A 22,759-nucleotide genomic window follows, 5' to 3' on the forward strand; every position below is an offset into this window, starting at 1 on the left:
GTTTGAACTTATGCCAGACAGAGCGTGGCGCGATGTTTGGCAGATTCAATTCCCAGCTCAATCAGCTCCATAATCTGAATCGCCTGGCTGGCCGGAACCGGATTCTCGCCCGTGCCGTTCAGCGCATCGCGGATGCCCGCATAATAGGCCGGATAGTTGCCCGGGATCGTCAGCAGGGTTTCCTCTACCAGTTCCTCACCTTCCACCCGCGTTACCACGCCGTCGCGCATATCATAGCCCCAGTCTTCCTGCGGCAAACGTTCACCGCTTTTCAGCCGGTCCTCCTGCGGATCGAGACCAAACTTCACGTAGCTCCCGCGCGTGCCGTGAATAATGTAGCGGGCCGATTCCGCGGCCGCGACCATCGTGCCGTGAAGCACAATCCGCCGCTGCGGGTAGCTGAGCACCGCGTGGAAGTAATCGGTCGTCTGCGCTCCGGGCCGGAGCTGGGCCAGATCGACCGTCATGCTCACCGGCAGACCAAAAAGATTGACGGCCTGATCCAGCAGATGCGGGGCTAAATCGTACCAGATACCGCTGCCCGGACCGGCCTGCTCGCGCCAGCGGTTTCTTACCTGCGGACGGAAGCGGTCAAAGTGCGATTCAAAAAAGAGGATCTCCCCCAGCGTGCCCTCGCTGAGAAGCCTTTTTACCGTCAGAAAATCGCTGTCCCAGCGGCGGTTATGGAACACCGACAGCAGCCTGCCCAGGCTCTTTGCCAGCGCATCCAGCTCGCGAGCCTGAGACAGCGTGACGGTAAAGGGCTTATCGACAACCACGTGCTTACCGGCTTCCAGCGCGGCTTTTGCCAGTGGGAAGTGGGTATCGTTCGGGGTGGGGATAACAATTAAATCAATATTCGGATCGTTGAAAAGGTGTTTAGGTTCAGAGACAACCGGTACGGAGGGCCAGTCGGCGTGGACTTTAGCGGCATCGCTGCTGGATACCGCAGCCAGGGTCATCCCCGGCGTTCCGGCTATCAGAGGCGCATGAAACGTTTTGCTTGCATACCCGTAGCCGATAAGCCCAACGCGGATATTATCACTCATAGTGCCATCCTCTTTTATGACGTTCTTATTTCACACTGGCTAGCCTGGCATTACCACAGATTAATAATGTGCCATATGACTTAAAATAGCAGGTTGTACGGGTTGTTTTTGTTACATAGTATTAACCCACTGATTTTGTTTAAGGGAACCGTTCCCAAAGCGCTTGCCGTCGGGGAAACGTCGCTGTAACATTTGCGACCTGTATTTATGGATAAAGTACAACTACGAATCATGACGTCAATTATTAATCGAATCATTGAATTAGCGGGATGGATTGTCCTTGGGGTTTCGGTCATTTTGCTGGGCGTTGCCAGCCATATCGATAACTACCAGCCGCCGGAGCCTGTCACAGTCGCCCAACCTAAGTAACCGGTTACTGCAATAAAGAGTGACATAATATGTCAGTTACTTATTGCCAGCCCTGGTGAACACGGTTAACCTTCTCTTCCAGGCATCGTCTGATGCCTGAATTTCAGCAAAGAAAACTCCTAATTTCGTCGCGTTACCTGAGTGGGCTGTTTACGTCTTTATTAATCCGTTTATTATTCGAACGAATTACCTTAACTGGTATTACTCACTTTTATATGGAAACTTATTAATATGACAGTTCAGGACTATTTATTAAAATTTCGCAAGATCAATTCGCTTGAGAGCCTGGAAAAACTGTTTGACCATCTGAACTACACCCTGTCGGATAATCAGGACATCATTAATATGTATCGCGCCGCTGACCATCGCCGTGCGGAGCTGGTTTCCGGAGGTCGTTTGTTCAACGTGGGTGAAGTGCCTAAGTCCGTATGGCGTTACGTTTTATAAGAAAGTAGCCATCCGCGCGAAATGTTATATACTCTCCGCCCTGCAAACTGGCTGTACAACATTTCGCGCAGATTATGGGAGAGTTCATGACCGCAACGCCTGGAGATCGCATTGGAGGCTGGTTAATCGCCCCACTGGCATGGCTGCTGGTTGCCTTATTAAGCGCATCGCTTGCGCTGCTGCTGTATACCACCGCACTGATTACCCCTCACGCCATCCAGACCCTGATGTCGCAAAGCGTGCTGAATATTGCGATGTGGTTTGTGTCGTTCGTTTTCGCAATTGGAATGTGGTACTACACCCTGTGGTTGACCATCGCCTTCTTTAAGCGCCGCAAAAGTGTACCTAAACACTACATTATCTGGCTGCTGATTTCGGTCCTGCTGGCGGTGAAAGCCTTTGCTTTTTCGCCCGTCTCAGACGCTCTGGCCGTCCGTCAGCTGCTTTTCCCGTTGCTGGCCGCGGCGCTGCTGGTACCCTATTTCAAGCGTTCGACGCGGGTGAAAAACACCTTCGTGAACCCGTAATAACCCTACAGATAACCTGTTGTCGCCTGCGTTGGTTTATCCGATAATAGGCGGCTTTTTTATTTCAGGCTAAATAATGACCGATTACTTACTGCTCTTTGTCGGCACCGTGCTGGTTAACAACTTCGTTCTGGTGAAGTTCCTTGGCCTGTGCCCGTTTATGGGCGTGTCCAAAAAGCTGGAAACAGCGATGGGCATGGGGCTGGCGACGACCTTCGTCATGACGCTGGCGTCCATCTGCGCGTGGTTGATTGATACCTGGATCCTCATCCCGCTGGGGTTAATCTATCTTCGTACGCTGGCTTTTATTCTGGTCATTGCGGTTGTTGTGCAATTTACCGAAATGGTGGTGCGCAAAACCAGCCCGGCGCTTTATCGCCTGCTGGGCATCTTCCTGCCGCTGATCACCACCAACTGCGCCGTTCTCGGCGTAGCGCTGCTGAACATCAACCTTGGCCATAACTTTATGCAGTCGGCGCTGTATGGTTTCTCTGCGGCAGTCGGTTTTTCCCTGGTAATGGTGCTGTTCGCCTCCATTCGCGAGCGCCTGGCAGCAGCGGATATTCCTGCGCCCTTCCGCGGTAACGCGATTGCGCTGGTGACCGCAGGTTTAATGTCTCTGGCCTTTATGGGCTTTAGTGGTCTGGTGAAGTTGTAATGAATGCTATCTGGATTGCCATCGCCTCTATCAGCGTTCTGGGGTTGGTGTTTGGCCTTATCCTGGGTTACGCCTCCCGCCGTTTCGCGGTAGAGGACGATCCTGTTGTTGAGAAAATTGATGAGCTTCTGCCGCAAAGCCAGTGCGGGCAGTGCGGCTATCCCGGCTGCCGCCCCTATGCCGAAGCGGTAGGGATTCAGGGTGAAAAAATTAACCGCTGCGCCCCCGGCGGCGAAGCGGTGATGCTGAAAATCGCGACCCTGCTCAACGTTGATCCGCAGCCCGTTGACGGCGATGCGGACGTGCAGGAGCCGGTCCGTGCCCTGGCCGTGATCGACGAAGCCAACTGCATCGGCTGCACCAAATGTATTCAGGCCTGCCCGGTTGACGCCATTGTCGGCGCAACCCGCGCTATGCATACCGTTGTGGCGGATCTGTGCACCGGCTGTAACCTCTGCGTGGCCCCCTGCCCGACGCAATGTATCGAGCTGCGCCCGGTTGAAACGACTACCGAAAGCTGGAAGTGGGATCTTCAAACCATTCCGGTTCGCAATATTCCTGTGGAACAACATGCTTAAGTTATTTTCTGCTTTCAGAAAAGAGAAGATCTGGGACTTTGACGGCGGTATCCATCCGCCAGAGATGAAAACCCAGTCCAACGGCACGCCGCTGCGTCAAATTCCGCTGGCGACGCGTTACGTCATGCCGCTCAAGCAGCATATTGGCGCTGAGGGCGAGCTGTGCGTGAAAGAAGGCGATACGGTTCTGCGCGGTCAGCCGCTAACCTTTGGCCGTGGACGTATGCTGCCGATACACGCCCCCACCTCCGGTAAAGTGGTGGCGATTGCTCCTCATACGGTGGCTCATCCGTCCGCGCTGTCGGAGCTGAGCGTGATCATTGAAGCCGACGGCGAAGACCGCTGGATCGATCGTGACGGCTGGAGCGACTACCGCAGCCAGAGCCGCGAAGCGCTTATCGAACGTATTCATCAGTTCGGCGTCGCCGGGCTGGGCGGCGCGGGTTTCCCGACCGGCGTCAAGCTGCGCGGCGGTGGCGATAACATCCAGACGTTGATTATCAATGCCGCCGAGTGCGAGCCGTATATCACCGCAGACGATCGTCTGATGCAGGACTGTGCCGCCCAGGTGGTGGAAGGTATCCGCATCCTGGCGCACATTCTGCAGCCGCGGGAAGTGCTGATTGGTATCGAAGACAATAAACCGCAGGCCATCTCGATGCTGCGCGCCGTGCTGGCGGGCAGTCACGATATTAGCCTGCGCGTTATCCCGACCAAGTACCCTTCTGGCGGCGCAAAACAGCTGACGCAAATTCTCACCGGCAAGCAGGTGCCGCACGGCGGACGCTCTTCGGATATCGGCGTGCTGATGCAAAACGTCGGCACCGCCTATGCGGTGAAACGCGCGGTGATTGACGGCGAGCCGTTGACCGAGCGCGTGGTGACGCTGACCGGCGAGTCGGTTTCCCGTCCGGGCAACGTCTGGGCGCGTCTGGGTACCCCGGTGCGCCATCTGCTGGAACAGGCTGAGTTTTGCTCGGGAAGCGACCAGATGGTGATCATGGGCGGCCCGCTGATGGGCTTTACCCTGCCGTGGCTGGATGTTCCGGTAGTGAAAATCACCAACTGTCTGCTCGCCCCTTCGCCAACCGAAATGGGTGAAGAACAGGAAGAGAAAGGCTGCATCCGCTGCAGCGCCTGTGCCGATGCCTGCCCGGCGGATCTGCTGCCGCAGCAGCTGTACTGGTACAGCAAAGGCCAGCTGCACGACAAGGCAACAGCCCATAACCTGGCCGACTGCATCGAATGCGGCGCTTGCGCCTGGGTCTGCCCAAGCAACATCCCGCTGGTGCAGTATTTCCGCCAGGAGAAGGCTGAGATTTATGCCATTTCCATGGAAGAAAAACGCGCCGCGGAAGCCAAGGCACGTTTCGAAGCGCGTCAGGCGCGACTGGAGCGCGAAAAAATCGCCCGTCAGGAACGCCATAAGCAGGCCGCCGTTCAGCCTGCCGAAAAAGATCAGGATGCCATTAACGCCGCGCTGGCGCGCGTTCGTGAGAAAAAAGCGACCGCGGCACAGCCTGTGGTGATCCCGGCGGGTGAGAAACCTGATAACAGCGAAGCCATCGCCGCGCGTGAGGCACGTAAGGCCGCAGCGCGCGCCCGTCAGGCGGAAAAAGCGCAAACGGTTCAGGCAGATAATGAGGTCGACCCGCGCAAAGCGGCCGTTGAAGCTGCGATAGCCCGGGCCAAAGCCCGTAAGGCTGCGCAGCAGGCACCAGAGGCAGTATCAGAAGCAGAAGCACCACCGGTCGACCCGCGTAAAGCCGCCGTTGAAGCGGCGATAGCCCGGGCCAAAGCCCGTAAGGCTTCGCAGCAGGCACCAGCGGCAGTATCAGAAGCAGAAGTACCACCGGTCGACCCGCGCAAAGCCGCAGTCGAAGCGGCCATTGCTCGCGCCAAAGCCCGTAAGGTGGCGCAGCAGGAAGAGCAGCCGCAGGCCGCCAACGATGACCCGCGCAAGGCAGCCGTCGCCGCCGCCATTGCGCGCGTTCAGGCGAAGAAAGCCGCACAGCAAGCAGTTAACGAGGATTAAATGGTTTTCAGAATCGCAAGCTCCCCTTACACCCACAACCAGCGCCAGACATCGCGTATCATGATGCTGGTCTGCCTGGCCGCGCTGCCGGGCATTGCCGTTCAGTGCTGGTTTTTCGGCTGGGGAACCCTGTTCCAGATAATCCTGGGCTGTGCCAGCGCCCTGGCGGCGGAAGCCCTTGTGCTTAAGCTGCGCAAGGCGGCTGTCTCCCGCATTCTTGCCGACAACTCCGCGCTGCTGACCGGCCTGTTGCTGGCCATCAGTATCCCACCGTTCGCCCCATGGTGGATGGTGGTCCTTGGTACCGTGTTTGCGGTGATCATTGCCAAACAGCTGTACGGTGGGCTCGGCCATAACCCTTTTAACCCGGCGATGATTGGCTACGTGGTGCTGCTGATCTCCTTCCCGGTGCAGATGACCAGCTGGCTGCCTCCGCATGAGATTGCGGCCACGGTTCCCGGCTTTATGGATGCCCTGCACGTGATCTTTACCGGCCATACGGCGCTCGGCGCTGATATGAACGCGCTGCGCATGGGCGTGGACGGTATCAGCCAGGCGACGCCTCTCGATACCTTTAAAACGTCCCTGCACGCCGGGCACAGCGTTGAGCAGATCATGAAATCCGCGATTTATAGCGGCATGCTGGCGGGTGCAGGCTGGCAGTGGGTCAACCTGGCGTATCTGCTGGGCGGCCTGTTCCTGCTGCAGCAGAAAGCTATTCGCTGGCATATTCCGGTCAGCTTCCTCGTTACGCTGGCAGTTTGCGCGACGTTGGGATGGGTCTTCTCTCCTGAATCACTCGCCAGCCCGCAGATGCATTTGCTCTCCGGTGCGACCATGCTGGGTGCCTTCTTTATCCTGACGGATCCGGTTACGGCGTCAACGACTAACCGCGGCCGCCTGATCTTCGGCGCGCTGGCGGGCCTGCTGGTATGGCTCATCCGCAGCTTTGGCGGTTACCCGGACGGCGTCGCGTTCGCCGTCCTGCTCGCCAATATTACCGTTCCGCTCATCGACTACTACACGCGTCCGCGCGTGTACGGCCATCGCTAAGGGTTTCGCCATGTTAAAAACGATGCAAAAACACGGCGTCACGCTGGCTGTCTTCGCCGCGGTCCTGACCGGGCTGACGGCCCTGGTCAATGGGTTAACCAAAACGACCATCGAAGAGCAGGCTTCAAAGCAGCAAAAGGCGCTGTTCGATCAGGTGATCCCGTCAGATTTCTACGATAATGACCTGCAAAATAGCTGCTTTGTGGTAGACGCGCCGCAGCTTGGGAAAGGCCCGCACCGCCTCTTTATTGCCCGCAAAGGGGATAAACCGGTAGGCGCAGTGATGGAAGCGACGGCGCCCGACGGCTATTCCGGCGCCATTCAGCTGCTTGTCGGCAGCGATTTCTCCGGCACGATACTGGGCACCCGCGTGACGGAACATCATGAAACGCCGGGACTGGGCGATAAAATTGAAACCCGTCTGAGCGACTGGATTTTGCACTTTGCCGGTAAAGTTATCCATGGCGAAGATGACACCGCGTTTGCGGTGAAGAAAGACGGCGGCGATTTCGACCAGTTCACCGGCGCGACCATCACGCCGCGCGCCGTGGTGAACGCCGTAAAACGAGCCGGGCTGTATGCCGAAACGCTGCCCGCGCAAATCAACAATCTTCCGGCCTGTGGGGAGTAATCATGAGCCAGGTTAAAGAAGTTATCGTCCAGGGATTGTGGAAGAACAACTCCGCGCTGGTCCAGCTTCTGGGGATGTGCCCCCTGCTGGCGGTAACGTCCACCGCCACCAACGCGCTCGGTCTGGGTCTGGCAACCACGCTGGTGCTGACTCTGACCAACCTCTCCATCTCCGCCCTGCGCCGCTGGACGCCGTCGGAAATACGTATTCCGATTTACGTCATGATCATTGCGTCGGTGGTCAGTATCGTCCAGATGCTGATTAACGCCTACGCGTTTGGCCTGTACCAGTCGCTCGGGATCTTTATTCCCCTTATCGTCACCAACTGTATCGTCGTTGGCCGTGCGGAAGCGTTCGCGGTGAAAAACAGCCCCGCCATGTCGGCGCTGGATGGTTTTTCCATTGGAATGGGCGCCACCTGTGCCATGTTCGTGCTGGGCTCGCTGCGCGAGATCCTCGGTAACGGTACGCTGTTTGACGGCGCAGATGCGCTGCTGGGCGGCTGGGCCAAAGCGCTGCGCGTTGAAGTGTTCCACACCGATACGCCATTCCTGCTGGCAATGCTGCCCCCTGGCGCGTTTATTGGCCTTGGCATGATGCTGGCGATAAAATACCTGATTGATGAGAAACGTAAGCGCCGCGCGGCTGAGCGTAGCGTTCTGGAAGGGACACCCGAGAAGGCTTCATGAATAAAGAAAAGCGCATTGCGATCCTGACCCGTCTGCGGGACGAGAACCCGCACCCGACGACGGAGCTGAATTTTACCTCCCCGTTTGAGCTGCTGATCGCCGTGTTGCTCTCCGCGCAGGCGACCGATGTGAGCGTCAATAAAGCCACTGCCCTGCTCTATCCGGTCGCCAATACGCCGAAAGCCATGCTGGAGCTGGGCGTGGAAGGCGTGAAGTCCTATATCAAAACCATCGGCCTGTTTAACAGCAAAGCTGAAAATGTGATTAAGACCTGCCGGATCCTGCTGGAACAGCACGGGGGCGAAGTGCCGGAGGACCGCGCCGCGCTGGAAGCCTTACCGGGCGTGGGGCGTAAGACTGCAAACGTGGTGCTCAACACCGCGTTTGGCTGGCCGACCATCGCCGTGGATACGCATATTTTCCGCGTCTCTAACCGGACTAACTTCGCGCCGGGGAAAAATGTTGAGCAGGTCGAAGAGAAGCTGTTAAAAGTGGTTCCGGCCGAATTTAAGGTTGATTGCCATCACTGGCTGATTCTGCACGGCCGCTATACCTGCATTGCCCGTAAACCTCGCTGCGGCTCCTGCATTATTGAAGATCTCTGCGAATACAAAGAAAAAGTGTATCCCTGATCGTCACAATCCCTTACCAAAAGAAGGGCTACCAGGCACCCTTCTTTTGGCCGTTATTTGTCCGTCTTTCATTCCCCCTGACCTGTCACTTGTTCGGTTGTTTAACGCTCAAACAGGTTAATAGTTTTTTCATAGCCAAAAATTTCTATACATCTGTGATCGCGATCACCCTGATAACTTCATGTTGAATTTTTGTTGTCAAAATCTGCCTAAACCCTTTGTCTGACAAGATACTCTCCTTCCATCACCGAAGATAAGACCAGCTATTTTTCAGAATATGGGCTATATCACTGCGCGAAGCGGTAAATAGCAGAACATATCGCCAAAGGCCGGTCAAAGTGGGTTACTGCCAGTCGAAAAAACTACCTTTAATCATCGTATGAAATTTAACGCTGAATAACATTTATATGAACCGACGATTATACCACTTCAGATATATGTAACAGATTATTACAAACGTATTGCCAGATGGGGCAGGATAGTGAACATTACCCGCCGTTTCTCCTCCCAATATAACTATAAGGCGTATGGACTACGGCCATCACGCTATGAACACCCCCGTTAATATGGGATGTAAAAAAAGAGGTATATGTGTCTACTGCAAACAATAAACCAACAGATGAAAGCGTGAGTCTTAACGCTTTTAAACAGCCTAAAGCGTTCTATCTCATCTTCTCTATTGAGTTATGGGAGCGTTTTGGTTATTACGGCCTGCAAGGGATCATGGCGGTTTACCTGGTAAAACAGCTGGGTATGTCCGAAGCCGATTCCATCACGCTGTTCTCTTCCTTTAGTGCTCTGGTGTACGGTCTGGTCGCTATTGGCGGCTGGCTGGGTGATAAAGTCCTCGGGACTAAACGTGTCATCATGCTGGGTGCCATTGTCCTGGCGATTGGCTATGGTCTGGTTGCATGGTCAGGGCATGATGCCGCTGTCGTGTATATGGGTATGGCGACGATTGCCGTCGGTAACGGTCTGTTCAAAGCGAACCCGTCCTCCCTGCTTTCTACCTGCTATAACAAAGACGATCCGCGCCTGGACGGTGCATTTACCATGTACTACATGTCCATCAACATCGGTTCGTTCTTCTCGATGCTGGCAACCCCATGGCTCGCAGCTAAGTTCGGCTGGAGCGTGGCGTTCGCGCTGAGCTTCGTGGGCATGCTGATCACCGTGGTGAACTTCCTGTTCTGCCGCAGCTGGGTTAAAGACTACGGTTCAAAACCTGACTTCGAGCCTGTGCATATGGGCAAACTGCTGGCCACCATCGTGGGCGTTGTTGTCCTCGCGGCAATCGCCACCTGGCTGCTGCACAACCAGGGTATCGCCCGTGCCGTTCTGGGCGTGGTCGCGCTGGGTATCGTGGTCATCTTTGCGAAAGAAGCCTTCGCTATGCAGGGCGCTGCACGTCGTAAGATGATTGTGGCGTTCATCCTGATGCTGGAAGCGATTATCTTCTTCGTGCTGTACAGCCAGATGCCAACTTCCCTGAACTTCTTCGCTATCCGTAACGTTGAGCATTCAATCCTCGGTATCGCGTTCGAACCTGAGCAGTTCCAGGCTCTGAACCCGTTCTGGATCATGATTGGTTCCCCGATTCTGGCCGCTATCTATAACAAGATGGGCGACCGTCTGCCAATGCCGCACAAGTTCGCCGTGGGCATGGTGCTGTGTTCTTGCGCCTTCCTGGTGCTGCCGCTGGGTACCAAATTTGCCACCGACGCAGGTATCGTGTCCGTTAACTGGCTGATCCTGAGCTACGCGCTGCAGTCTATCGGCGAACTAATGATCTCCGGTCTGGGCCTGGCAATGGTTGCACAGCTGGTGCCGCAGCGTCTGATGGGCTTCATTATGGGTAGCTGGTTCCTGACCACTGCCGGTGCGGCAATCATTGCAGGTAAGATTGCGAACCTGATGGCGGTTCCGGAAAACGTGACTGACCCACTGCTTTCCCTGAACGTGTACGGCACCGTGTTCATGCAGATTGGTATCGCGACTGCAGTTATTGCCGTTCTGATGCTGCTGACCGCGCCGAAACTGAATCGTATGACTCAGGACGACGACAAGACGGCTGAAGCGACCAAAACCGCTACCGCGTAAGATTATTGAGAAACGACGAGCCGCTAATGCATATTAGCGGCTTTTTTTTTGTCCGTTGGCGCACTAACATAGCTGAAACCTCAGCAAAAAGGAGTTACCGATGAAACTGTTCTACAAACCGGGCGCGTGCTCTCTTGCTTCCCATATCACCCTGCGCGAGAGCGGCAAAGATTTCACGCTGGATGGCGTTGATCTCATGAAAAAGCGTCTGGAAAATGGCGATGATTTTCTTGCCATTAACCCCAAGGGACAAGTTCCGGCGCTCTTGCTGGATGACGGTACTCTGCTGACCGAAGGCGTCGCGATTATGCAGTTCCTGGCCGATAGCGTACCCGATCGTCAGCTGCTGGCACCGGTCAGTACCATTTCTCGCTATAAAACGCTGGAATGGCTCAACTACATTGCGACCGAACTGCACAAAGGATTTACGCCGCTCTTCCGCCCGGATACGCCAGAGGAGTTCAAGCCGACCCTGCGCGCGCTTCTTGAGAAAAAGCTGCAGTACGTTAACGAATCGCTGAAAGACGAACAGTGGATTTGTGGTTCGCGCTTCACGATTGCCGATGCGTATCTGTTTACCGTGCTGCGCTGGGCGCGCGCGGTTAAGCTGAACCTGGAAGGGTTAGACCATGTCGCATCGTATATGAAACGCGTGGCTGAGCGTCCTGCAGTGGCTGCGGCGCTGAAAGCGGAAGGTTTGAATTAACCGAGCGGCCTGTGTTGCCGGGTGGCGCTAACGCTTACCCGGCCTACACGTTTTGGCCGGTTATAACCGGGTGGCGCTGAAATAGTGCTCCGGCTTCGCGATACGATCCTGTGCCGCTACCACCTGCAGTTCATATTCCTGCATCTCTTTCGTCGCAATCATGATTTCGTACACCGCCGCGGTAACGTGCTCCAGCGCGTCGCGCGTCGTCGCGCCCTGCAGCAATTTCACCAGCAGCAGACCGCTGGTGACATCCCCGACCCCAACCGGCTGGCGCAGGCCAAAATCCACCAGCGGACGGCTGATATGCCAGGCGTCATCTTTCGTCACCAGAAGCATCTCAAAACGGTCCTGGCTCAGCCCTGCGCGGGCGAGATGTTTTACCAGCACAACTTCAGGCCCCAGAGCGATCAGCTCACGAGACGCGCTTACCGCCTCTTCTACGCTGTTAACCGGACGCTCGCAGAGAATTTCGAGTTCGACCAGGTTTGGCGCAATGATATCGCTGGCGGGCAGCGCGTGGCGGACGTGAAACTCTGCAACGCCTGGCGCCACGATGCAGCCTTTCTCCGGATGGCCCATGACGGGGTCGCAGAAGTATTTTGCCGACGGGTTTGCGGCTTTCACCTGGCGTACGATGCCGAGGATATGCTCCCCCTGCTCCGCTGAGCCGAGGTAGCCGCTCAGCACGGCGTCGCAGCGTTTAAGCTGGTCGATATCGGCAATCCCCTGTACAACCTCGGTGAGGTGCGAAGGCGGCATTACGCAGCCGGTCCATTTGCCGTATTGCGTATGGTTAGAGAACTGCACGGTATTAAGGGGCCAGACGTTGACGCCGAGGCGACGCATCGGGAATTCCGCGGCGCTATTGCCCGCGTGTCCAAAAACAACGTGGGACTGAATGGCGAGGATGTTCTTCATTTTTTTCTTACCAAACCCTGAAAAAACAAAAGGGGCGTGGTTTCCCACGCCCCTGGAGACTGTTATTTATTTCCAGCAGACAAGGCAGTAGTTTTTCTTACCGCGACGCAGCAGCGTGTAGCGACCATACAGACGGTCACCGTCAACGAAGGTGTATTCCGGGTCGGCCTGTTTCTCACCGTTGATGGTGATAGCGTTAGACGCGATGGTTTTACGCGCCTGACCGCGCGAAGGCTGGAGCTCAGAGTCCACCAGCGCCTGCATCAGGTCAGCCCCTTTTTCCATCTCAACCATCGGCACGCCGTCCTGCGCCAGCTGTTCGAAGTCCGCTTCGCTCAGATCGCTCAGGGTACCGTTGAACAGGCTTGCGGTAATGCGTTTTGCCGCAGCCAGACCTTCTTCACCGTGAACCAGCTTGGTCACTTCGTCCGCCAGCACGTACTGGGCGCGCGGTGCTTTACCGCTGTTCTTGTCTTCTTCTTCCAGCGCGTTGATCTCTTCAATGTCCATAAAGGTGAAGAACTTCAGGAAGCGGTAAACATCGGCATCCGCCGTGTTGATCCAGAACTGGTAGAATTTGTACGGGCTGGTTTTCTTCGGATCGAGCCATACCGCGCCGCCTTCGGTTTTACCAAATTTGGTGCCGTCTGCTTTGGTGATCAGCGGAACGGTCAGACCGAAGACCTGGTTCTGGTGCAGACGACGGGTCAGGTCGATACCGGAGGTGATGTTACCCCACTGATCGGAACCGCCAATCTGCAGGGAAACGCCGTGCAGCTTGTTCAGGCAGGCAAAGTCATAGCCCTGCAGCAGGTTGTAGGAGAACTCGGTAAAGGAGATGCCCTGGTCGTCACGGTTCAGACGCTGCTTCACGGCTTCTTTGTTAATCATCTGGTTAACAGAGAAGTGCTTGCCGATGTCGCGCAGGAAGGTCAGCACGTTCATGCCACCAAACCAGTCGTAGTTGTTAGCAGCGATTGCGGAGTTGTCGCCACAGTTGAAGTCGAGGAACGGTGCAACCTGTTTGCGGATCTTATCCACCCACTCCTGCACGGTATCTTCGGTATTCAGTTTACGCTCGGCGGCTTTAAAGCTTGGGTCACCAATCAGACCGGTCGCGCCGCCCACCAGCGCAACAGGCTTATGGCCCGCCATCTGGAAGCGTTTCAGGCATAACAATGGAACAAGATGCCCCAAATGCAAGCTGTCAGCGGTGGGATCGAAGCCGCAATAGAGCGCGATCGGGCCTTGCGCCAGTCGCTCTGCTAACGCTTCCTCGTCCGTCACCTGGGCCACGAGGCCCCGCTCTTGCAATTGTTTAATCAAGTTACTGCTTGCCATCAAATTCTCCATGTATAAACGACTGCACCTTTGCCGGTACACGACTTTTCGCCTGATGCGAAAGGACCATAGAATAAAGCGCAAGCGCGGTGTGCGCTAGCGCTTAAATCAACAAATTTCGGGGATTACGGTGCCAGTCTGTCGATTTTCCAGCCGCCATTCTCGCGCTGGTATAAAAAGCGGTCGTGCAGGCGGTGCTCGCCCCCCTGCCAGAACTCCATCTGCTCAATAGGGATGCGGAACCCACCCCAGAAACTCGGCAGAGGAATTTCACCCTGCTGGAACTTCTGTTTCAGCTCCAGGAATTTACTTTCCAGCACGCCGCGGGCAGAAATTCGGCTGGACTGTTTTGATACCCAGGCGCCAATCTGGCTGTCACGCGGGCGGCTGTGGAAATACTTCACCACTTCCAGCGTCGAGAGACGTTCCGCCTTGCCGGTGACCATTACCTGACGTTCCAGCATGTGCCAGGGGAACAGCAGGCTGATACGCGGATTGTTTTCTAAATGGTGCGCCTTGCGGCTGCCGAGGTTGGTATAGAACACCAGCCCTTTCTCGTCATAATGCTTGAGTAATACGATGCGCTGATACGGTTGACCGTTTTCATCCACCGTCGCGACAACCATGGCCGTTGGATCGGCGAGTTTCGCTTCGCAGGCCTGTTTCAGCCAGCGTTCAAAAAGCACGAGGGGTTCAGCGGGAAGATCCTGGCGACGCAGGCCGCCTTTGGTGTATTCACGGCGCAGATGCGCAATTTGCTGCAGTTCGTCGTTATCTGACATGGCGTTAGCTGACATTGAGAGTGGGTGGCGCTATTGTGCGCCGCCCCTGTAAAAATCTCAACGCTTCGGATTTTCGAGCTGGCAATTGTTCAGCACAATGCGGTCGCGTTTGTAGACCGTGGCGCTGTCGCCTTTCGACCAGAAGACGTAGATACCGTCGGTATAGCGCGCGCCGGAGGCCGACATGCCCTGCTTCAACGTCAGCAATTTATTGTCGTAAACAAAACTGGCCTCCTGGCGTGGGTTATTCAGCTTCACGGTCAGCGGTTTTTCGTCGCAGCGATACTCCAGCGTATCGGTCTGCATGCGCTCAAGAAGCTGGTTATAGACGCTGCATCCTGACAGTAATAAAGGCGCGGCAATAAGAAGAAGTTTTTTCATGGGCGTATTCCGAAGACTTTCCTGGTCCTGAAGGGCATGGCTGCCCTCCTGTTTCGTTCCATTCTAACGATGACGCGCCGCGCTGAATTTCAGTTAACTCTGATTATGACGAGGATTTGCCGGGAAAATCGCCCCGAGGACGCTCGCCTCACGCGCGCCGGTTACCGACGGCAAGTTGCCCGGCAGTCCGGCAATGGTGCGCCAGGCAAGCCAGGCGAAGGCCAGCGCCTCCATATCATCCCCGCTGATGCCGGCCTCATCGGTCGTGGTCACTTCGGTACCCGGCAGTAGCCCCGCAAGACGCGCCATCACCAGCGGGTTGCGGCTTCCTCCGCCGCAAACCAGCAGGCGTTCACATCCGCCGCTGAGAAGAACCTGTTCGGAGATCGACACGGCCGTCAGCTCGGCAAGCGTCGCCTGGACATCCTGCGGCGCGAGCGCCGGGAATGGCGCCAGCTGACGCTCAAGCCAGCCCAGATTGAAGTATTCGCGCCCCGTACTCTTAGGGGCCGGCAGAGCAAAATAAGGATCGCTCAGCATCGACTGCAGCAGCGGAAGAATCACTTTTCCCCCGCTCGCCCACTCGGCGTTTTTATCATACGGTTGTCCGCACTGCCGCCAGATCCAGGCATCCATTAGCATATTGCCCGGGCCGGTATCGTAGCCGCGGACGGGCTGCCCCGGGATGAGCATCGACAGGTTGGCGATCCCGCCAATGTTGAGCACCATCCGCCGCTCTGTTGGGTGCGCCAGTAACGCCTGATGGAACGCGGGTACCAGCGGCGCGCCCTGCCCGCCAAGGGCGATATCGCGACGACGGAAATCGCCTACCACCGTCACGCCCGTCTTCGCCACAATCTGGTTGTTATCGCCGATTTGCAGGGTATGCGGGGCATCTCCGCCGGGTTCATGCCAGACCGTTTGTCCGTGACACCCGATGGCCACCACATCCTGCGGGCGAAGATGTTCTTTTTGCATCAAAGCCTGCACCGCATCCGCAAATAGCGCCCCAAGGCGAACATCAAGCTGTCCAAGCTGGGAGAGGGTCAGCTGCTGCCCCTGACAGATACTCAGAATATCCTCTTTCAGTGAAATGGGGATTGGCCAGGTCAGGCTCGCCTGCTGCGCCACCATGTTTTCGTCAATAGCGGCCAGAACGACATCTACCCCATCCAGACTGGTGCCTGACATCACACCAATGTAGCGACCCGATTTCATGCGCTTTCCTTACGTTGCGTGGGCTAAGGACATCCACTCAACCATAAACGGCGCAGCTTTGCCATCCGGCGATAATATTTTTTAACAATGTCAGACGGGTAACACGGACGGATCCTGTTTATGTCTCGTTAAGTCAAATTCAAGTACAATTTTCTTATTGTTAGTGCAAAGATATGAACTATGGCCCCTTATGCCATATAATTTAGCCATAACGGATGCCCCCAATCGGGCGTTTTTGGTGAACAGGAGATTCAAATGATTTTACGTGTACTGGGCGTTTCGCTGATTGGTTTAACTCTGGCTGGCTGTGTGAATGACAGTTCACTTTCTGGCGACGTTTACAGCGCTTCTGAAGCGAAACAGGTTCAGAACGTGACTTACGGTACCGTTGTTAACGCACGTCCTGTACAGATCCAGGGTGGTGATGAAAGCAACGTGATGGGCGCAATCGGCGGTGCCGTTCTGGGTGGTTTCCTGGGTAATACCGTCGGTGGCGGTACAGGCCGCTCGCTGGCAACAGCCGCAGGCGCCGTTGCGGGTGGCGTTGCCGGCCAGGGCGTTCAGGGTGCGATGAACAAAACCCAGGGCGTAGAGCTGGAAATCCGTAAAGACGACGGCAGCACGATCATGGTTGTTCAGAAACAAGGCAGCACTCGCTTCTCAGCAGGCCAGCGTGTTGTTCTGGCAAGCAACGGAAGCCAGGTAACCGTTTCTCCACGTTAATTAAAAATGGATGTGGTTTTCAGACCACATCCATTTACATTATTTATCACTCCAACAAATATATTTACAAAATACATTCACCCTATCCATTATTAACCTCGCCATATATTGTTTCTGCGCAAAGTATTTAGCGTGCTAATTGATTACACTCTTCGCAATTACCTCACCTTAATTCATTATAAAGCCACTAAAACCGTATATGCTTGCGAATCATCGTTCTGTAAAGGGTCGTTATATCTCGTTCTGTCTAGGTTGCATTGCTGTTATCGGCATATTACACGCCCTGTTTTCAAAAATTGCCGAATGGGTTCCTACCTTTTCGTCTCACTTGTTCCCTACGCTCACCATTTTTTTACTGGTGTTTGATCTGTTTATTGCCTGCTTTATGGCAATGAAATACTGGTGTGACCGAAAACGGTTGTATCTGGTATCGCTCGCTTTTGCCTTTGCCGGGTCAGCATCGCTGATGGTCGGAACGCTGTGCAGCTTTCCCTCCTGGCTGGACCTCTATCAGTTCAGCGCGGTGAATTACAACGATGCGATGATCTTCTATATGTTCCGCCATCTCTTAATGGCGGTGCTAATAATCGTTTCGGCAATACTCTATACCACGCGCAATTGTCCCCTTTCGCGGCTGGCGCATATCGCTATTGTGAGCGGCGAGTTTCTCTTTACCGTATTTGCAGTAGGTTTGGCCTGGATGTATTCCAGCCATTCTTCCTTTTTATTCATTGATCTTGTTGATAATGAAACTCGTGAGTTTATGGTTCTCTGGAGCCACTTCATTAATATCGCATTAATTGCACTCTGGGTAGTGACATTAGCCACGCTGATGTTTATTACGCGCATACGCAATTTATTCTGGGTGGGCGGTAATTTTCTTTGCGTCTGCTATATCGTCACGCTCTCAATGCTGTTAGTGGGTGGACATGTTGAAGATGTCTCCTGGTATCGCGCTCGCTTATTTGAAACCGTCGCCACGCTGATGATCATTTTTGTTCTGCTTTACGATGTTTTCAGGCTGTATCGCGACTCGCACGTTAAGTATCAGCAGTCCTACCAGAACTCCATTCGCGACCCGCTCACGCGCCTGTATAACCGCAGTTATTTTTATGAATCATTAAAGCAGTCGCTGGATATCGCCAAACCCAGCCGCCCTGTTTCCGTCATCGTCAGCGATCTCGATCGCTTCAAGCGTATCAACGACACCTACGGGCATCTTCAGGGCGACAAGGTCCTGCAGTTTGTCGCTAATCTGCTGATGGATTCCGTGCGCCCCCAGGACATCGCGGCCCGTATCGGCGGTGAGGAGTTTGTTCTGATGCTGGCCAACACCTCATCAGACGCGGCGTACCAGGTGGCGGAACGCATACGGTTAAATCTGAGCAGCTTCGATAACACCAGCAGCGGCGGTCAACTACCGGAACCAATCACCATCAGCATGGGGGTGTTTACGGCAACGTCACCCGCAATAGCCGCAGAAACGTGTGTGGAAAATGCCGACAAAGCGATGTATGAGGCGAAGGAGACAGGACGTAACCGCGTGGTGGTCTTTAAGTAAAAAAAGGCCTTGCTGCTGCAAGGCCTTGTTGTTTGTCAGTCGCGCGACTGTAGCTCATGGATGTTTTGCTCAAGGCGCCCAATAAGGCTGATGAGCATTTCCAGCTCCGCCGGTGAAACACCTGACAGAATTTCACCGCGCGTCCTGGTGATCACGGCTTCCATTTCCGTGATGATAGGCGCCGCTTTCTCGGTGAGTTTAATCCGCTTGGCGCGACGATCGCTGGCGCAGGTTTGCCGCGAGATCAACCCCTTCTCTTCCAGCTGGTCAAGCGTGCGCACCAGCGACGGTTGCTCAATCCCTATCGCTTTTGCCAGCTGAATTTGCGACTGATCGGGCGGCAGCTGATGAATGTTGTGCAGCGTGACCCAATGCGTCTGTGTGAGTTCCAGAGGTTTCAGGCGATGGTCAATCAGAGCACGCCAGACGCGTACCAACCTTGCCAGATCAGAACCTAATGGCGATTCCAATTTCATCTCCTTATAATTAGCTTGCTAAGTTATTATACTGATTTTAGAATAGTGTGCAGCATTTGTATTGCCAAAACAAATGCAATACTGCATTCATCGAACTTAAAAGTATGACTTACACTGAATTGTGATGCTTCATCATACTAAGACAAGCCAACGCGGCATTCTGTTCACTGCAAAGGATTTCTGCCCGTGACGTTTTTTCATCGCTCAGAGGGTTTACCCCTTCAGGACCTGATCTTCGGTGCGTCAGTCTACTTTCCTCCTCTGTTTAAGGCCGTTCTGGTGGGCTTTATCCTCTGGCTCATCGCGCATCGTCTGCTTCGCGACTGGATGTACTCCGGCGAAATCTGGCATCCCATGCTGATGGATCTTTCCCTGTTTGCCCTTTCCGTATGCCTGGGCCTTGCCGTTTTGACCGTGTGGTGAATATGTCCCTGAAAACGCTAAAGTACTTTTCCACCCTGGTTGTCCTTGCCCTCGCGCTGGCTGCGGGCTGGTGGATGTGGAATTTTTATATGCAGTCACCCTGGACGCGTGATGGCAAAGTCCGCGCTGAGCAGGTCAGCATTACCCCTCAGGTATCGGGAAGTATTACGACGCTGTTGGTTAAGGATAACCAGTTCGTCAAAAAGGGAGACATTTTATTCCGCATCGACGACACCCCGTACCACATTGCGATCCTGAACGCCCAGGCGCAGCTGGCGAAAGCCCAGTCGGATCTGGCAAAGGCCAACAACGAGGCCAACCGCCGCCGCCACCTGTCGCAAAACTACATCTCAGCGGAAGATTTAGACACCGCCAATATCAACGTTAAGGCGATGCAGGCTAACGTCAACGTGGCGGAGGCGACGCTGAAGCAGGCGCAGTGGCAACTGACCCAAACCGTGATTACGGCACCTGTTGATGGATGGGTGACCAACCTCTCGGCCCGCGTGGGGAATTATGCCACCACGGGACAACCGATATTCGCCCTCGTCGACAGCCACTCCTTCTACGTCGTGGGCTATTTCGAAGAGACCAAGCTTCGACATATTCGCGAGGGATCGCCCGCCGCGATTACGCTTTACAGCGGCTCGCAAAAGTTACAGGGTCACGTGTCCAGCATTGGCCGGGCCATTTACGACCAAAGCGTTGAAACGGATTCAGGGCTGGTGCCGGACATTAAGCCGAACGTTCCCTGGGTGCGTCTGGCCCAGCGCGTTCCAGTTCGCGTGGAGTTTGACCGTTTACCGCAGGACATTACCCTGGTATCCGGCACCACCTGCACTGTCTCCATCGGCAACCGGTGATGAAGCTGCAGGGTCTCTCCTGGCACAACACGCCGTGGATGAAAGCGACGCGTCCCCAGTGGCGCTACGCGCTGCGTAACGGCATTGCCATGTGTCTTGCGCTGACTGTGGCTTATTACCTGAACCTGGATGAGCCCTACTGGGCGATGACGTCCGCGGCGGTGGTCAGTTTTCCGACGGTCGGCGGGGTGATCAGTAAAAGTCTTGGCCGCATTGCAGGCAGCCTGCTGGGCGCCACCGCGGCGCTAATTATCGCCGGCCATACGCTGAACGATCCGTGGTTGTTCCTGCTGAGCATGGCCGCATGGCTGGGGTGCTGTACCTGGGCCTGCGCCCATTTTACCAATAACGTCGCCTACGCGTTCCAGCTGGCGGGCTATACCGCCGCCATCATCGCTTTTCCGGTGGTTAACGTGCTCGACACCACCGAGCTGTGGGATATTGCCCAGGCGCGCGTCTGCGAAGTGATTGTCGGGATCCTCAGCGGCGGCTTCATGATGATGATCCTCCCCAGCACGTCCGACGGCACCGCGCTCATCACCGCGCTGAAAACCATGCATACCCGGTTACTGGAACACGCGAGCCTGCTGTGGCAACCGGATACCAGCGATGACATCCGCCTCGCGCATGAAAAGGTTATCGGACAGATCCTGACCATGAATCTGTTGCGTATTCAGGCGTTCTGGAGCCACTACCGCTTTCGCCGCCAGAACACCCTGCTCAACTATCTGCTGCACCAGCAGCTGCGCATGACCAGCGCCATCTCCAGCCTGCGCCGGATGCTGCTCAACTGGCCAACGCCGCCTGAAAACACCCGAGCAGTGATTGAAACGCTGCTCGCGGCCCTTGCGCGCCCGGATGCGGACATTTACACCGTGGCGCGGATTATCGCTCCGCTCGCCCCGGTTGATGAGTACGATTACCGCCATCGCGCCTTCTGGCAGCGCCTGAATTACTTCTGCCGCCTGTACCTGCGCAGCAGCCGCTGGATTACGGCCGTCGAAAACGCGACCCCATTAACGGAGTTCAACGTCCCCGGCAGCCCGGCACTCGCGCGCCATACCGACTATCTGGAAGCGCTGTGGAGCGGTTTTCGCACCTTCTGTGCGCTGATGCTGGTGGGGGCGTGGAGCATTACCACGCAGTGGGAGTCCGGTACGGCGGCCCTGACGCTTGCCGCCATCAGCTGCGTGCTTTATTCCGTCGCGGCCTCGCCGTTCAACTCGCTTACGCTGCTGCTGCGCACGCTGGTGCTGTTGTCGCTGTTCAGCTTCGTGGTGAAGTTTGGCCTGATGGTGCAGATAAGCGATCTGTGGCAGTTCCTGCTTTTCCTGTTTCCCCTGTTAACCACCATGCAGCTTCTGAAGCTGCAAATGCCTAAGCTGGCGGGCCTCTGGGGACAGTTGATTGTCTTTATGGGCTCGTTTATCTCCGTGACGAATCCCCCGGTTTACGATTACGCCGACTTTCTCAATGATAACCTGGCGAAGATCCTGGGCGTGGGGCTGGCGTGGCTGGCTTTCGCGGTGCTGCGTCCCGGCTCCGATGCACGCAAGAGCCGCAGGCACATTCGGGAGTTACGCAGAGGGTTTGTCGACCAGCTCAGCCGTAAACCACATCTGGGTGAAAACGAGTATGAATCGCTGGTCTATCATCACGTCAGTCAGCTGAATAACAGCCAAGACGCGCTGTCGCGGCGCTGGCTGCTGCGCTGGGGCGTGGTGTTGTTGAACTGCTCGCACGTGGTCTGGCAGCTTCGCGCGTGGGAAACGCGTTCCGATCCGCTGTCCCAGGTTCGTGATGTTTGTATCTCCCTGCTGCGCGATGTCATGAGCGAGCGCGGCGTCCAGCAGCGGCCGCTGGAAGCCACGCTGAATGAACTGCAGCGGATCTGCGATACGCTGGCACAGCATCATCTGCCCGCAGCCCGTGATTTGGCCTCGATAATCTGGCGCCTGCACTGCTCGCTCTCGCAGCTGGAACAGGCACCGCCACCGGGAACGATTGGGGATCAGATCACGCCGCACGCATAGCGTGCCCCGCCGCCGCCAAGCGGTTTAGGCCGATCGGACATATTATCGCCGCCGATATGGATCATCAGCGCTTTGCCTTTCACCTCATCCAGCTTTTTCAGCCGCGGCGCGACAACGGGATCGGTGGCCTTACCGTCGTTATTTACCACCAGCACAGGCAGATCGCCTAAATGCCCCATCCCATCCGGGCCTTCATGCTTGCCGGAGTGCTGCGGATCGAGGTGACCCCCTGCCGCTTCCGCCGCCGACGGTTTGCCTTCTTTTAAAGCGGGCTGGCAGCTGCCTTTGGCATGGACATGGAAACCATGTTCACCGGGAGGGAGGGCTTTGAGGTTGGGGGCAAACTCCAGTCCTTTATCGGTTTCAGTGATTTTCACCGTTCCGATGGACTGACCCACACCCTGTGGGGTGACGAGACTCATTTCCACTTCGTCACTGGCTGCCTGCGCCCCTGCGCAAACAACCAGCGTGACCAGTGCCAGAGCAAAACGCTTCATAGTGACCTCCGCGGGTTATTTTTTGCCCCTTAAGTGTATACCAGGGGCAAAGATTTCACCGGAAAG

General features: G+C 55.6%; 25 protein-coding genes. 17 read left to right on the forward strand and 8 right to left on the reverse strand.

What is annotated here, in order from left to right; genetic code table 11:
- Positions 1 to 8: 8 nt before the first annotated feature.
- Positions 9 to 1,049 carry an oxidoreductase gene (locus P346_RS17960; protein WP_032657704.1) on the reverse strand — a complete coding sequence of 347 codons (1,041 nt, stop codon included), beginning with the start codon at positions 1,047 to 1,049 and terminating at the stop codon, positions 9 to 11.
- Positions 1,050 to 1,292: 243 nt separating this feature from the next.
- Between P346_RS17960 and blr the strand changes: the two genes are divergently transcribed.
- The 12 genes from blr to gstA all read left to right on the forward strand — a co-directional run bounded on the left by blr (position 1,293) and on the right by gstA (position 11,474).
- Entirely contained in the window at positions 1,293 to 1,418 is a 126-nt protein-coding gene (blr, locus tag P346_RS0121440) for a division septum protein Blr (protein WP_168112406.1), read from the forward strand.
- A gap of 231 nt (positions 1,419 to 1,649) precedes the next feature.
- Positions 1,650 to 1,865, forward strand: coding sequence for a transcription modulator YdgT (gene ydgT / locus P346_RS17955; protein WP_013096896.1), 216 nt, complete (start codon positions 1,650 to 1,652; stop codon positions 1,863 to 1,865).
- Positions 1,866 to 1,951: 86 nt separating this feature from the next.
- Positions 1,952 to 2,392: a DUF2569 domain-containing protein gene (locus P346_RS17950; protein WP_029740310.1), complete on the forward strand. Its 441-nt coding sequence runs from the start codon at positions 1,952 to 1,954 to the stop codon at positions 2,390 to 2,392.
- Between the two features lie 76 nt (positions 2,393 to 2,468).
- Positions 2,469 to 3,050 (forward strand): electron transport complex subunit RsxA, encoded by a 582-nt coding sequence (rsxA, locus tag P346_RS17945; protein WP_032657707.1) that lies wholly within the window; start codon positions 2,469 to 2,471, stop codon positions 3,048 to 3,050.
- Positions 3,050 to 3,628: an electron transport complex subunit RsxB gene (rsxB, locus tag P346_RS17940; RefSeq protein ID WP_032657710.1), complete on the forward strand. Its 579-nt coding sequence runs from the start codon at positions 3,050 to 3,052 to the stop codon at positions 3,626 to 3,628. Before rsxA ends, rsxB begins: the two co-directional genes overlap by 1 nt.
- Positions 3,621 to 5,663: an electron transport complex subunit RsxC gene (gene rsxC / locus P346_RS17935; RefSeq protein ID WP_032657715.1), complete on the forward strand. Its 2,043-nt coding sequence runs from the start codon at positions 3,621 to 3,623 to the stop codon at positions 5,661 to 5,663. The genes rsxB and rsxC overlap by 8 nt, the downstream gene beginning before the upstream one ends.
- Positions 5,664 to 6,716 (forward strand): electron transport complex subunit RsxD, encoded by a 1,053-nt coding sequence (gene rsxD / locus P346_RS17930; protein WP_032651036.1) that lies wholly within the window; start codon positions 5,664 to 5,666, stop codon positions 6,714 to 6,716. It begins immediately after the preceding gene.
- Positions 6,717 to 6,726: 10 nt separating this feature from the next.
- Positions 6,727 to 7,347, forward strand: a complete 621-nt coding sequence (rsxG, locus tag P346_RS17925) for an electron transport complex subunit RsxG (protein ID WP_032657718.1) — start codon at positions 6,727 to 6,729, stop codon at positions 7,345 to 7,347.
- A gap of 2 nt (positions 7,348 to 7,349) precedes the next feature.
- Positions 7,350 to 8,036: an electron transport complex subunit E gene (locus P346_RS17920; protein ID WP_023617347.1), complete on the forward strand. Its 687-nt coding sequence runs from the start codon at positions 7,350 to 7,352 to the stop codon at positions 8,034 to 8,036.
- A complete protein-coding gene (nth, locus tag P346_RS17915; RefSeq protein WP_008500570.1) occupies positions 8,033 to 8,668 on the forward strand; it encodes an endonuclease III in 636 nt (211 codons plus the stop codon). The genes P346_RS17920 and nth overlap by 4 nt, the downstream gene beginning before the upstream one ends.
- Positions 8,669 to 9,259: 591 nt before the next feature.
- Positions 9,260 to 10,768, forward strand: coding sequence for a dipeptide/tripeptide permease DtpA (gene dtpA, locus P346_RS17910; protein ID WP_032657721.1), 1,509 nt, complete (start codon positions 9,260 to 9,262; stop codon positions 10,766 to 10,768).
- 100 nt (positions 10,769 to 10,868) lie between these two features.
- Entirely contained in the window at positions 10,869 to 11,474 is a 606-nt protein-coding gene (gene gstA / locus P346_RS17905; protein ID WP_032657725.1) for a glutathione transferase GstA, read from the forward strand.
- Positions 11,475 to 11,534: 60 nt separating this feature from the next.
- On the opposite strand, the gene pdxY is transcribed toward gstA, so the two are convergent.
- The 5 genes from pdxY to anmK all read right to left on the reverse strand — a co-directional run bounded on the left by pdxY (position 11,535) and on the right by anmK (position 16,117).
- The gene (pdxY, locus tag P346_RS17900) at positions 11,535 to 12,395 is read right to left on the reverse strand and encodes a pyridoxal kinase PdxY (RefSeq protein ID WP_032657728.1); all 861 of its coding nucleotides are present in this window, start codon (positions 12,393 to 12,395) and stop codon (positions 11,535 to 11,537) included.
- A 66-nt stretch (positions 12,396 to 12,461) separates the two neighbouring features.
- Positions 12,462 to 13,736: a tyrosine--tRNA ligase gene (tyrS, locus tag P346_RS17895; RefSeq protein WP_032657730.1), complete on the reverse strand. Its 1,275-nt coding sequence runs from the start codon at positions 13,734 to 13,736 to the stop codon at positions 12,462 to 12,464.
- 125 nt (positions 13,737 to 13,861) lie between these two features.
- Positions 13,862 to 14,518, reverse strand: coding sequence for a pyridoxamine 5'-phosphate oxidase (gene pdxH / locus P346_RS17890; protein ID WP_024909355.1), 657 nt, complete (start codon positions 14,516 to 14,518; stop codon positions 13,862 to 13,864).
- A 57-nt stretch (positions 14,519 to 14,575) separates the two neighbouring features.
- Entirely contained in the window at positions 14,576 to 14,899 is a 324-nt protein-coding gene (mliC, locus tag P346_RS17885) for a C-type lysozyme inhibitor (protein ID WP_023335447.1), read from the reverse strand.
- Between the two features lie 93 nt (positions 14,900 to 14,992).
- A complete protein-coding gene (anmK, locus tag P346_RS17880) occupies positions 14,993 to 16,117 on the reverse strand; it encodes an anhydro-N-acetylmuramic acid kinase (protein ID WP_032657734.1) in 1,125 nt (374 codons plus the stop codon).
- A 255-nt stretch (positions 16,118 to 16,372) separates the two neighbouring features.
- Here anmK and slyB point away from each other — a divergent pair, with 255 nt between their 5' ends.
- Both slyB and P346_RS17870 read left to right on the forward strand, forming a co-directional pair.
- Complete coding sequence (slyB, locus tag P346_RS17875) at positions 16,373 to 16,840, forward strand: outer membrane lipoprotein SlyB (protein ID WP_023311367.1); 468 nt, start codon at positions 16,373 to 16,375, stop codon at positions 16,838 to 16,840.
- Between the two features lie 199 nt (positions 16,841 to 17,039).
- Complete coding sequence (locus tag P346_RS17870; protein ID WP_032657736.1) at positions 17,040 to 18,401, forward strand: sensor domain-containing diguanylate cyclase; 1,362 nt, start codon at positions 17,040 to 17,042, stop codon at positions 18,399 to 18,401.
- A gap of 35 nt (positions 18,402 to 18,436) precedes the next feature.
- Here P346_RS17870 and slyA read toward each other — a convergent pair whose 3' ends face one another.
- Complete coding sequence (gene slyA, locus P346_RS17865) at positions 18,437 to 18,877, reverse strand: transcriptional regulator SlyA (protein ID WP_032651029.1); 441 nt, start codon at positions 18,875 to 18,877, stop codon at positions 18,437 to 18,439.
- Positions 18,878 to 19,063: 186 nt separating this feature from the next.
- On the opposite strand from slyA, the gene P346_RS17860 reads away from it, so the two are divergent.
- The 3 genes from P346_RS17860 to P346_RS17850 are packed head-to-tail and all read left to right on the forward strand — an operon-like array spanning position 19,064 to position 22,196.
- The gene (locus P346_RS17860) at positions 19,064 to 19,300 is read left to right on the forward strand and encodes a DUF1656 domain-containing protein (protein ID WP_032657739.1); all 237 of its coding nucleotides are present in this window, start codon (positions 19,064 to 19,066) and stop codon (positions 19,298 to 19,300) included.
- Between the two features lie 2 nt (positions 19,301 to 19,302).
- On the forward strand, positions 19,303 to 20,163 hold the full coding sequence (locus P346_RS17855) for an efflux RND transporter periplasmic adaptor subunit (RefSeq protein ID WP_032657741.1): 861 nt from the start codon (positions 19,303 to 19,305) through the stop codon (positions 20,161 to 20,163).
- Positions 20,163 to 22,196 carry an FUSC family protein gene (locus P346_RS17850; RefSeq protein ID WP_032657744.1) on the forward strand — a complete coding sequence of 678 codons (2,034 nt, stop codon included), beginning with the start codon at positions 20,163 to 20,165 and terminating at the stop codon, positions 22,194 to 22,196. The genes P346_RS17855 and P346_RS17850 overlap by 1 nt, the downstream gene beginning before the upstream one ends.
- Here P346_RS17850 and sodC read toward each other — a convergent pair.
- Positions 22,175 to 22,693 carry a superoxide dismutase [Cu-Zn] SodC gene (sodC, locus tag P346_RS17845; RefSeq protein ID WP_032657747.1) on the reverse strand — a complete coding sequence of 173 codons (519 nt, stop codon included), beginning with the start codon at positions 22,691 to 22,693 and terminating at the stop codon, positions 22,175 to 22,177. The two genes, P346_RS17850 and sodC, sit on opposite strands and share 22 nt — an antisense overlap.
- Positions 22,694 to 22,759 lie beyond the last annotated feature (66 nt).

The organism is Enterobacter sp. DC1 (assembly GCF_000568075.1).
In the GTDB taxonomy this organism is placed as follows: Bacteria; Pseudomonadota; Gammaproteobacteria; order Enterobacterales; family Enterobacteriaceae; genus Enterobacter; species Enterobacter asburiae.

Coding starts and splice junctions, on each gene's coding strand:
- rsxA (WP_032657707.1), top strand. CDS start 2,469: ATGACCGATTACTTACTGCTCTTTGTCGGCACCGTGCTGGTTAACAAC.
- mliC (WP_023335447.1), bottom strand. CDS start 14,899: ATGAAAAAACTTCTTCTTATTGCCGCGCCTTTATTACTGTCAGGATGC.
- P346_RS17950 (WP_029740310.1), top strand. CDS start 1,952: ATGACCGCAACGCCTGGAGATCGCATTGGAGGCTGGTTAATCGCCCCA.
- P346_RS17870 (WP_032657736.1), top strand. CDS start 17,040: ATGCTTGCGAATCATCGTTCTGTAAAGGGTCGTTATATCTCGTTCTGT.
- P346_RS17920 (WP_023617347.1), top strand. CDS start 7,350: ATGAGCCAGGTTAAAGAAGTTATCGTCCAGGGATTGTGGAAGAACAAC.
- rsxB (WP_032657710.1), top strand. CDS start 3,050: ATGAATGCTATCTGGATTGCCATCGCCTCTATCAGCGTTCTGGGGTTG.
- gstA (WP_032657725.1), top strand. CDS start 10,869: ATGAAACTGTTCTACAAACCGGGCGCGTGCTCTCTTGCTTCCCATATC.
- pdxY (WP_032657728.1), bottom strand. CDS start 12,395: ATGAAGAACATCCTCGCCATTCAGTCCCACGTTGTTTTTGGACACGCG.
- rsxC (WP_032657715.1), top strand. CDS start 3,621: ATGCTTAAGTTATTTTCTGCTTTCAGAAAAGAGAAGATCTGGGACTTT.
- sodC (WP_032657747.1), bottom strand. CDS start 22,693: ATGAAGCGTTTTGCTCTGGCACTGGTCACGCTGGTTGTTTGCGCAGGG.
- P346_RS17850 (WP_032657744.1), top strand. CDS start 20,163: ATGAAGCTGCAGGGTCTCTCCTGGCACAACACGCCGTGGATGAAAGCG.
- ydgT (WP_013096896.1), top strand. CDS start 1,650: ATGACAGTTCAGGACTATTTATTAAAATTTCGCAAGATCAATTCGCTT.
- tyrS (WP_032657730.1), bottom strand. CDS start 13,736: ATGGCAAGCAGTAACTTGATTAAACAATTGCAAGAGCGGGGCCTCGTG.
- slyA (WP_032651029.1), bottom strand. CDS start 18,877: ATGAAATTGGAATCGCCATTAGGTTCTGATCTGGCAAGGTTGGTACGC.
- rsxG (WP_032657718.1), top strand. CDS start 6,727: ATGTTAAAAACGATGCAAAAACACGGCGTCACGCTGGCTGTCTTCGCC.
- rsxD (WP_032651036.1), top strand. CDS start 5,664: ATGGTTTTCAGAATCGCAAGCTCCCCTTACACCCACAACCAGCGCCAG.
- pdxH (WP_024909355.1), bottom strand. CDS start 14,518: ATGTCAGATAACGACGAACTGCAGCAAATTGCGCATCTGCGCCGTGAA.
- slyB (WP_023311367.1), top strand. CDS start 16,373: ATGATTTTACGTGTACTGGGCGTTTCGCTGATTGGTTTAACTCTGGCT.
- nth (WP_008500570.1), top strand. CDS start 8,033: ATGAATAAAGAAAAGCGCATTGCGATCCTGACCCGTCTGCGGGACGAG.
- P346_RS17855 (WP_032657741.1), top strand. CDS start 19,303: ATGTCCCTGAAAACGCTAAAGTACTTTTCCACCCTGGTTGTCCTTGCC.
- P346_RS17960 (WP_032657704.1), bottom strand. CDS start 1,049: ATGAGTGATAATATCCGCGTTGGGCTTATCGGCTACGGGTATGCAAGC.
- anmK (WP_032657734.1), bottom strand. CDS start 16,117: ATGAAATCGGGTCGCTACATTGGTGTGATGTCAGGCACCAGTCTGGAT.